General features: G+C 27.6%; 9 protein-coding genes and 1 pseudogene. 3 read left to right on the top strand and 7 right to left on the bottom strand.

Annotated elements, in window-relative coordinates:
* A partial coding sequence (locus tag Q0J90_RS04415; RefSeq protein WP_297276755.1) for a flagellin occupies positions 1–387 on the top strand: 387 nt, incomplete at its 5' end.
* Between the two features lie 82 nt (positions 388–469).
* Here the strand turns inward: Q0J90_RS04415 and Q0J90_RS04410 are convergent.
* The 3 genes from Q0J90_RS04410 to glgA all read right to left on the bottom strand — a co-directional run bounded on the left by Q0J90_RS04410 (position 470) and on the right by glgA (position 3401).
* Complete coding sequence (locus tag Q0J90_RS04410; protein ID WP_297276754.1) at positions 470–850, bottom strand: sigma factor-like helix-turn-helix DNA-binding protein; 381 nt, start codon at positions 848–850, stop codon at positions 470–472.
* Between the two features lie 480 nt (positions 851–1330).
* Entirely contained in the window at positions 1331–1855 is a 525-nt protein-coding gene (locus Q0J90_RS04405) for a DJ-1/PfpI family protein (RefSeq protein ID WP_297276753.1), read from the bottom strand.
* A 52-nt stretch (positions 1856–1907) separates the two neighbouring features.
* A complete protein-coding gene (glgA, locus tag Q0J90_RS04400; RefSeq protein WP_297276752.1) occupies positions 1908–3401 on the bottom strand; it encodes a glycogen synthase GlgA in 1494 nt (497 codons plus the stop codon).
* Between the two features lie 192 nt (positions 3402–3593).
* Here glgA and Q0J90_RS04395 point away from each other — a divergent pair, with 192 nt between their 5' ends.
* Positions 3594–4157, top strand: coding sequence for a GNAT family N-acetyltransferase (locus tag Q0J90_RS04395; RefSeq protein WP_297276751.1), 564 nt, complete (start codon positions 3594–3596; stop codon positions 4155–4157).
* Positions 4148–4690: an N-acetyltransferase gene (locus tag Q0J90_RS04390; protein WP_297276750.1), complete on the top strand. Its 543-nt coding sequence runs from the start codon at positions 4148–4150 to the stop codon at positions 4688–4690. Before Q0J90_RS04395 ends, Q0J90_RS04390 begins: the two co-directional genes overlap by 10 nt.
* 2 nt (positions 4691–4692) lie before the next feature.
* Here the strand turns inward: Q0J90_RS04390 and Q0J90_RS04385 are convergent, their stop codons facing one another.
* The 4 genes and pseudogenes from Q0J90_RS04385 to Q0J90_RS04370 form a co-directional block, all read right to left on the bottom strand.
* Positions 4693–4857, bottom strand: coding sequence for a hypothetical protein (locus Q0J90_RS04385; protein WP_297276749.1), 165 nt, complete (start codon positions 4855–4857; stop codon positions 4693–4695).
* A 27-nt stretch (positions 4858–4884) separates the two neighbouring features.
* The gene (locus Q0J90_RS04380) at positions 4885–5226 is read right to left on the bottom strand and encodes a hypothetical protein (RefSeq protein ID WP_297276748.1); all 342 of its coding nucleotides are present in this window, start codon (positions 5224–5226) and stop codon (positions 4885–4887) included.
* Positions 5151–5753: a hypothetical protein gene (locus Q0J90_RS04375; protein WP_297276747.1), complete on the bottom strand. Its 603-nt coding sequence runs from the start codon at positions 5751–5753 to the stop codon at positions 5151–5153. The genes Q0J90_RS04380 and Q0J90_RS04375 overlap by 76 nt, the downstream gene beginning before the upstream one ends.
* Before the next feature lie 267 nt (positions 5754–6020).
* Positions 6021–6370: pseudogene (locus Q0J90_RS04370) on the bottom strand (hypothetical protein); the annotation flags it as partial.

Here is a 6370-nt window from a genome sequence, read left to right as displayed (position 1 = left end):
GAAAGAAAACGTGTTTATATAGGTACTATGAACAGCCAAGCTCTTGGACTTAAAAACCCAGTTGGACCAGCTACTACAGCTACATTCATCAGTGTTTCTAGCCCATCTAAAGCTAACTCTGTTATAGGTATGGTAGACGAAGCTCTTCTTAAAGTATTAAAACAAAGATCTGACTTAGGTGCTTATCAAAACAGATTAGAAATGACTGCTCAAGGCTTAATGATTGGATTCGAAAACATGCAGGCTTCTGAAAGCAGAATTCGTGATACAGATATGGCTGAAGCATCAGTTAAACTTGCTAAAGATCAAATTCTTAACCAAGCTAACTTGTCTATGCTTGCTCAAGCTAATCAGTTACCACAAGGTGCTCTTAGATTATTACAATAATTAATATTTACTTGATGTTGTAATATTAACCATATTGAGGGAGGCATTCTTAAATGAGTGCCTCCCTTTATTTATATCTAAATTATATTTCTATAACCATTTTAAATTGACTGAATATCTCTTTCTTTATAGCTTTAATATTTTGAGATATTGATGATTGAGTTACATTAAATATCTCTGCCAATTCTGACTGAGTTTTTCCTTCTGAAAATAATTTTAACAATTCTTTTTGCTTAGGAGTCAATATAGCTATAACTAGATTTGATAATCTGCTGTACTCATTATTTGTTAATGAGTTTGCATATATAATATTATCCAAATCATCATTAGTTAACAATACTTCCCTGCTGTCAGTATTGTCAATATTATGCTTTCTTTTTTTTCCAATGCTTTTATTAATCTCATTTAATACCTTATCGCATAATTTATTACAGGTTTCATATTTAGGACATAAATTACACATATTACTTATCCTCCAAAAATTTTAATACCTTACATAAAACCTCATGACTGTAATCTGATATGTTTTCGCAATCAGTTTTCTTTACAGCTTCCTTAATGTCTACACGCATTATAACCCACTACCCCTCCCAATTATATCTTTTGTTATAAAAATAATCATCCTCCTCTATATTATCCAATATATTTTTGATTAGTTTTTTATGATAAAGTTTGTTTTGAAAGGGTTTCATATATCTCTCCTATTTATACCGTATATATTAATACTGTATAAATATACTATATATGAAATCTAAATAAGTTACAACTACTTATAATGTATTTTTATACATTACTTTTATATAATTGAAAGTTAATGTATAAATATTATACATTTGATACTAAATAACATGTATTTTTATAAGTAAGAGTTTAAATAAAAAGTATGAATTATTGATTATAAAAAATTAAAGGGCTTTTAAAAGCCCTTCACAATAATAAAATTTTAAGAAATACTGTTCAATACATTAATAACCGCATTTGCAAAATCTTTAGATGAAGAAGGACCATTAGATGTAATAATATTTCCAGAAACAACAACGCTGTCAGGCATAATATTAGCATTACCATGTCTTACATGAGATTCATCAGCAGGAAGGCATGTAACATTAATACCTTCTAATATTCTAGCATTAGCCATAATAACAACTCCGCTGCCTATTCCTGCAACTACTTTCTGATTATCCAAAAATAATTTAGCAAGTCCCTGAGTACGCCAATCATCCCATAAAGTTATGCATCCTATTCCGCCTATAAATACAACAGCATCAAATTCAATAGCATCAACTTCACTAAAAAGCAAATCTATATTAGTTATCCCGCCTAATTTTCCCTGAGCAGAACCTATAAATGTAGATGATACTTCTGTTTTGTATCCGGCAGCTTCAAATATTTTTCTGCTTTCAAAGTATTCTTCATCCTGGAAATTTTGACCAGGCATTACATACAAAATATTATTAGTTTTTTCCATCACTAAATTCTCCGATTTTTATTTTTTATTTCTTTGTTTTATTCTTTAAATATTATAATCCGCAGCTTCTATCATAATTGTTTTTATTTAAAATAGCAAGTTCATAAGCCTTAACATATTCTTTAGCACTCTTTTCCCAAGAATTATCTATTTTCATACCTCTTTTCTGCATAGCAGTAAATCTGTCTCTATGATCATAATAAACACTTACAGCCCAACCAATGGTATTATATAATGCTGAAGCTGTAGAATCATAGAATTTAAAACCTGTACCTTCTCCAGTCTGTTCATTATAATTTTCAACAGTATCTTCAAGCCCTCCTGTAGCATGCACTATAGGCAAAGTTCCATATTTCAAAGAATACATTTGATTAAGTCCGCAAGGTTCAAACAATGAAGGCATAACAAATAAATCACATCCAGCCTCTATTAAATGTGCAAGCTCATTACTGTATCCTATATAAGAACCAACTCTGGTAGGATATCTCTTAGGCAAATCTCCGAAGAAATTTTCTAATCCTTTGTCACCTGTACCAAGTATGCAGAACTGAATTTTCATATTATTAACCAAAGAATCTATTATAGAAGCTATAAAATGATATCCTTTCTGATCTACAAAACGTCCTACAGCACCTATTAAAACAACATCATCATCCTCAGACAATAAAAATCTTTTTTGAAGTTCTTTCTTACATATTTTTTTACCTTCCATTTTATCTGCAGAGAAATTCGCAGGTATATATTTATCTTTTTCAGGAGACCATTCATTCTCATCTATACCATTAAGTATTCCAAAGAAACTTGTAGTTTTATTCTGCAAATAAGGCGCCATACCATGTCCGCCGTAAGGAGAAGATATCTCTCTTGCATAAGTAGGGCTCACTGTAGTAACAACATCAGAAAAGAATATTCCGCCTTTCAAAAAGTTAATATTTCCATGATCCTCAAATGTATCCGGACTAAAATTATTCCAACCTAAACCTAAATAATCATAAGTAGTAGAGGCATTATATATACCTTGATAATTAGCATTATGTATAGTTAGCAAACTAGCAGCACGTCCTATTCTATCATTCCAATGCCAAGTCTTTATATAAGCAGGAATAGCAGCTGTCTGCCAATCATTAACATGAACAACATCAACATCTAACTGCAAATCCTTACATAACTGCAAAGCCGCACGTGAAAAAAATCCGAATCTCCAAGCATTATCCTGATAATCATTAAATGATGCATCATGATAAAGACCTTCTCTGCTGAAAAAATTATGATGTTCTATGAAATAAAAATCTATTCCATCTTTCACTGTTTTAAATACTGAACACCATTCCTCTCCATTCCCCATCCATACTCCCATAGTAGGAAGTACATTTTCTAAATAGCAGTCATGAAAATTTATATCCCTATATTTAGGAAGAACAACAAAAGCCTCAACATCTAATTTTTTTAAATATGCCGGCAATGAGCCAACTACATCAGCTAAACCACCTGTTTTTATAAACGGTGCTGCTTCTGATGATGCTATCATAATTTTCATTTTAGCCATAAAAAACCCCTAGAAATTGGAATATATTTTTAAATATATAACTTTATTTAAAAAGTTCAAGCAAAATAATAATATATTTTTATAATATATAAAAAAATATTATTAAATTTCAATCATAACATACGATACAATATTTACTTAATTTTAAAAATAGTATATAATCGGACTAATTATAAAATAAGAGGTGCTTTTATGATTAGATTAATTGAAATGAAAAATGACTTGCAAAATAAGAATTTCTATGAAGAATTATATAATGATGCATTTCCTCCTGAAGAAAGATGGTCTTTTGCTATGACTTTAGAAAATAAAGATAATCATAATTATAAATTTTACGGCATACTTGATGATGAAACACCAATAGGATTAACTATGCTTTGGTATTTAGAAGATTTTAATTACGGAGAGTATTTAGCTATAGATAAAAAATTAAGAGGTAAAAATTACGGTTCAGAAGTTCTAGTAAAAATACTTGATATGCTTAAAGACAAATTAATTGTAATAGAAGTAGAACCTTATGATTTAAATGAAATAGCACAAAAACGTATAGAGTGGTACAAACGATATGGGTTTATATTGGCAGAATATGATTATGATATGCCATGTATTGATAAAAATAATCAAATATCTACAATGAAAATGAAAATAATGACAAGCGAAAATATAAAAAGCAAAGAAGAGCATGACAGTATTACAAAAATATTATATAATAAAGTATACAAACCTAGATTAGATGAAATTGATAAATGGAGATAAAATTAATAGAAAGTACAAATACTTCAAATCTAAATGAAGATATTATAAGAGACTCTTTTAATATTAGAGAAAATTGGAGTTTAAAAGAGTCTTTTAATAAAAAATCATCAATTAAAAAAAATCTTTATGATATTAAGAAAGATAATATACATATAGGCGTATGCTTATGCTGGCAGCTTGAGGATTTTCTTTATATAGAATATTTCGCTATAGAAAGAAAACACAGATGTTTAGGATACGGAAGTGCTGCATTAAAAGAACTTTTAAAAATACATAATAATATAATAGTTGAAGTTGTACCGGAAAATATTAACAGTTTGGCATGCAGACGTATAAATTGGTATAAATCTTTAGGGTTCCATTTGCATGATAATATTTATCCGTACCCTTATTTTTTAGATGATGGAAAAGTTACATTTATAGAATTTAGGATAATGTCATCAAATAAATTAAATGATTATGAATACAAAAAAGCCGTTAATCTTATTCATAAAAACATATACAATATTGATGATTTCTATAAAATAAAATAATACTACTTAATACCAAACTTATTTTTTATAATTTCCTGATGTTCTAAAGAAGTGTAAGTTAATAATTCTAAAAATACATTTCTTGGAAAACTTGAATATTCAATATATCTATGATAAGGACGAACCAAGCAACAATATTTTTCATCTAATAACTTTGAACGTCCCAATGCAAGTAAACATACTCCTACACATTCTCAAACCAATTTTTCTTTATAGTCATAATCATCTTTAAAATCTTTTACTTTTACAAGCACTTCATCTAAATAATTAAATATTTCATTTTGATAATTTCCTATATTATTATACAAACAATCAGCTATGGAAGATAATAAAATTGCTGTTTTTTCTTTTGACGCTTTATTGTCAAAAGAACAGTCTATATTTAAAGTGTTTTTTATAATTTCTTTATTAAATATATTTTTTATAGGAGTATATATTTCAAACAATAATTTTAATGCATCTACATTACTATTAATAATTGTATCAGTAATAATATTTTCATCTTTTTCATTAATGCTTCTTCTATAATATACCATATAGGTTTAAAATCTATTATTTTACAAAGCAATTTACTATTTTTATAATCATCATATATAAGTCTTTTGGCAGATTCTATATTTAAAGGTATATTAATAGCTTCTAGTTCATAACTACCGAGCAAATCAGGAGCTTTATCAATTATTCTTTTTAATACTCTTTTTTGTATATCATTCAATTCCATATTTATTAACTCATCTCTTTTATCTTTGTATGGAAAAACTCTTGAAGCAGCTTCTATTAAAATATCATTATAACTTTTTTCATTATTAACTTTACCTGCAATAAATACATTGCTTTTTGTTTTAATACCTTCAGTACTTAATAATGTTTCTATATCACTAGAATAAAGCCAAGCATATTTTGCTATATTAGAAAAATTATCATCCCATGCCCAATCAACACCTGCACAATTATTTTCTGTTATATATAAAAGCAAATTAGAAATATCTTTATTAAAAATACCAGTATAATCTAAGCAAATTGCTGCAGAGCCTCTCACCAAAAGAGATTCACTATTGTTCATAATATTATAAACTTCTTCAATATGCTTATTAACTTTTAATTTTTTTATCTCATTAATATCATTAATATTTGGATATTCTTTACAATAATCTTTATTATAAATTTTATAATTATGCTGTGCAGATGTAAAACCTTGTACTAATAAAGTTGAAGCCTGACGAATATAAGCATTATTTTTTTATTATTACTAATAAAAATTGTTCGCTCTAAGGCTCTGTCAAATAAATTTGCCAGAGGCTCACAATTTTTATAAATAACTTTATTATATTTAATATAAAGAGTTTGGAATAAAACATAATAATCTCATAGCTTCAAGAGAATTGCTTTTATTATAATAATCTAGTATTTCATTTTTATATTTTTTAACAGTACCATAATATTTAGTTTTATAAAAGAATGGCGTATTAATAAAATGCTTTTCTCCTAATGCTATTCTAGCTAAAAATATGCATGCCAATTCTGAAGCATTATTATTGAACTTAAGTAAATCAGCCAAATAAGGAACAGCCATTTTTGAAGATTTATAAACACTTCCTTGATGGGTAGTTGCTGCATAAAGTCCATACACTCCGAAATTAACATCATTATCATCATCGCTAGTTAAAGCTTCTATATAAT

Origin of the sequence: uncultured Brachyspira sp. (genome assembly GCF_944390595.1) — a bacterium.
In the GTDB taxonomy this organism is placed as follows: domain Bacteria; phylum Spirochaetota; class Brachyspiria; order Brachyspirales; family Brachyspiraceae; genus Brachyspira.
Note: the sequence above shows the minus strand (reverse complement) of the source record. Positions and strands in the feature narration are given on the sequence as shown.

Bases quoted from the DNA above. Each gene is read 5' to 3' on its own strand.
- Q0J90_RS04410 (WP_297276754.1), bottom strand. From the start codon at position 850: ATGTGTAATTTATGTCCTAAATATGAAACCTGTAATAAATTATGCGAT.
- Q0J90_RS04405 (WP_297276753.1), bottom strand. From the start codon at position 1,855: ATGGAAAAAACTAATAATATTTTGTATGTAATGCCTGGTCAAAATTTC.
- glgA (WP_297276752.1), bottom strand. From the start codon at position 3,401: ATGGCTAAAATGAAAATTATGATAGCATCATCAGAAGCAGCACCGTTT.
- Q0J90_RS04395 (WP_297276751.1), top strand. From the start codon at position 3,594: ATGATTAGATTAATTGAAATGAAAAATGACTTGCAAAATAAGAATTTC.
- Q0J90_RS04390 (WP_297276750.1), top strand. From the start codon at position 4,148: ATGGAGATAAAATTAATAGAAAGTACAAATACTTCAAATCTAAATGAA.
- Q0J90_RS04380 (WP_297276748.1), bottom strand. From the start codon at position 5,226: ATGGTATATTATAGAAGAAGCATTAATGAAAAAGATGAAAATATTATT.
- Q0J90_RS04375 (WP_297276747.1), bottom strand. From the start codon at position 5,753: ATGAACAATAGTGAATCTCTTTTGGTGAGAGGCTCTGCAGCAATTTGC.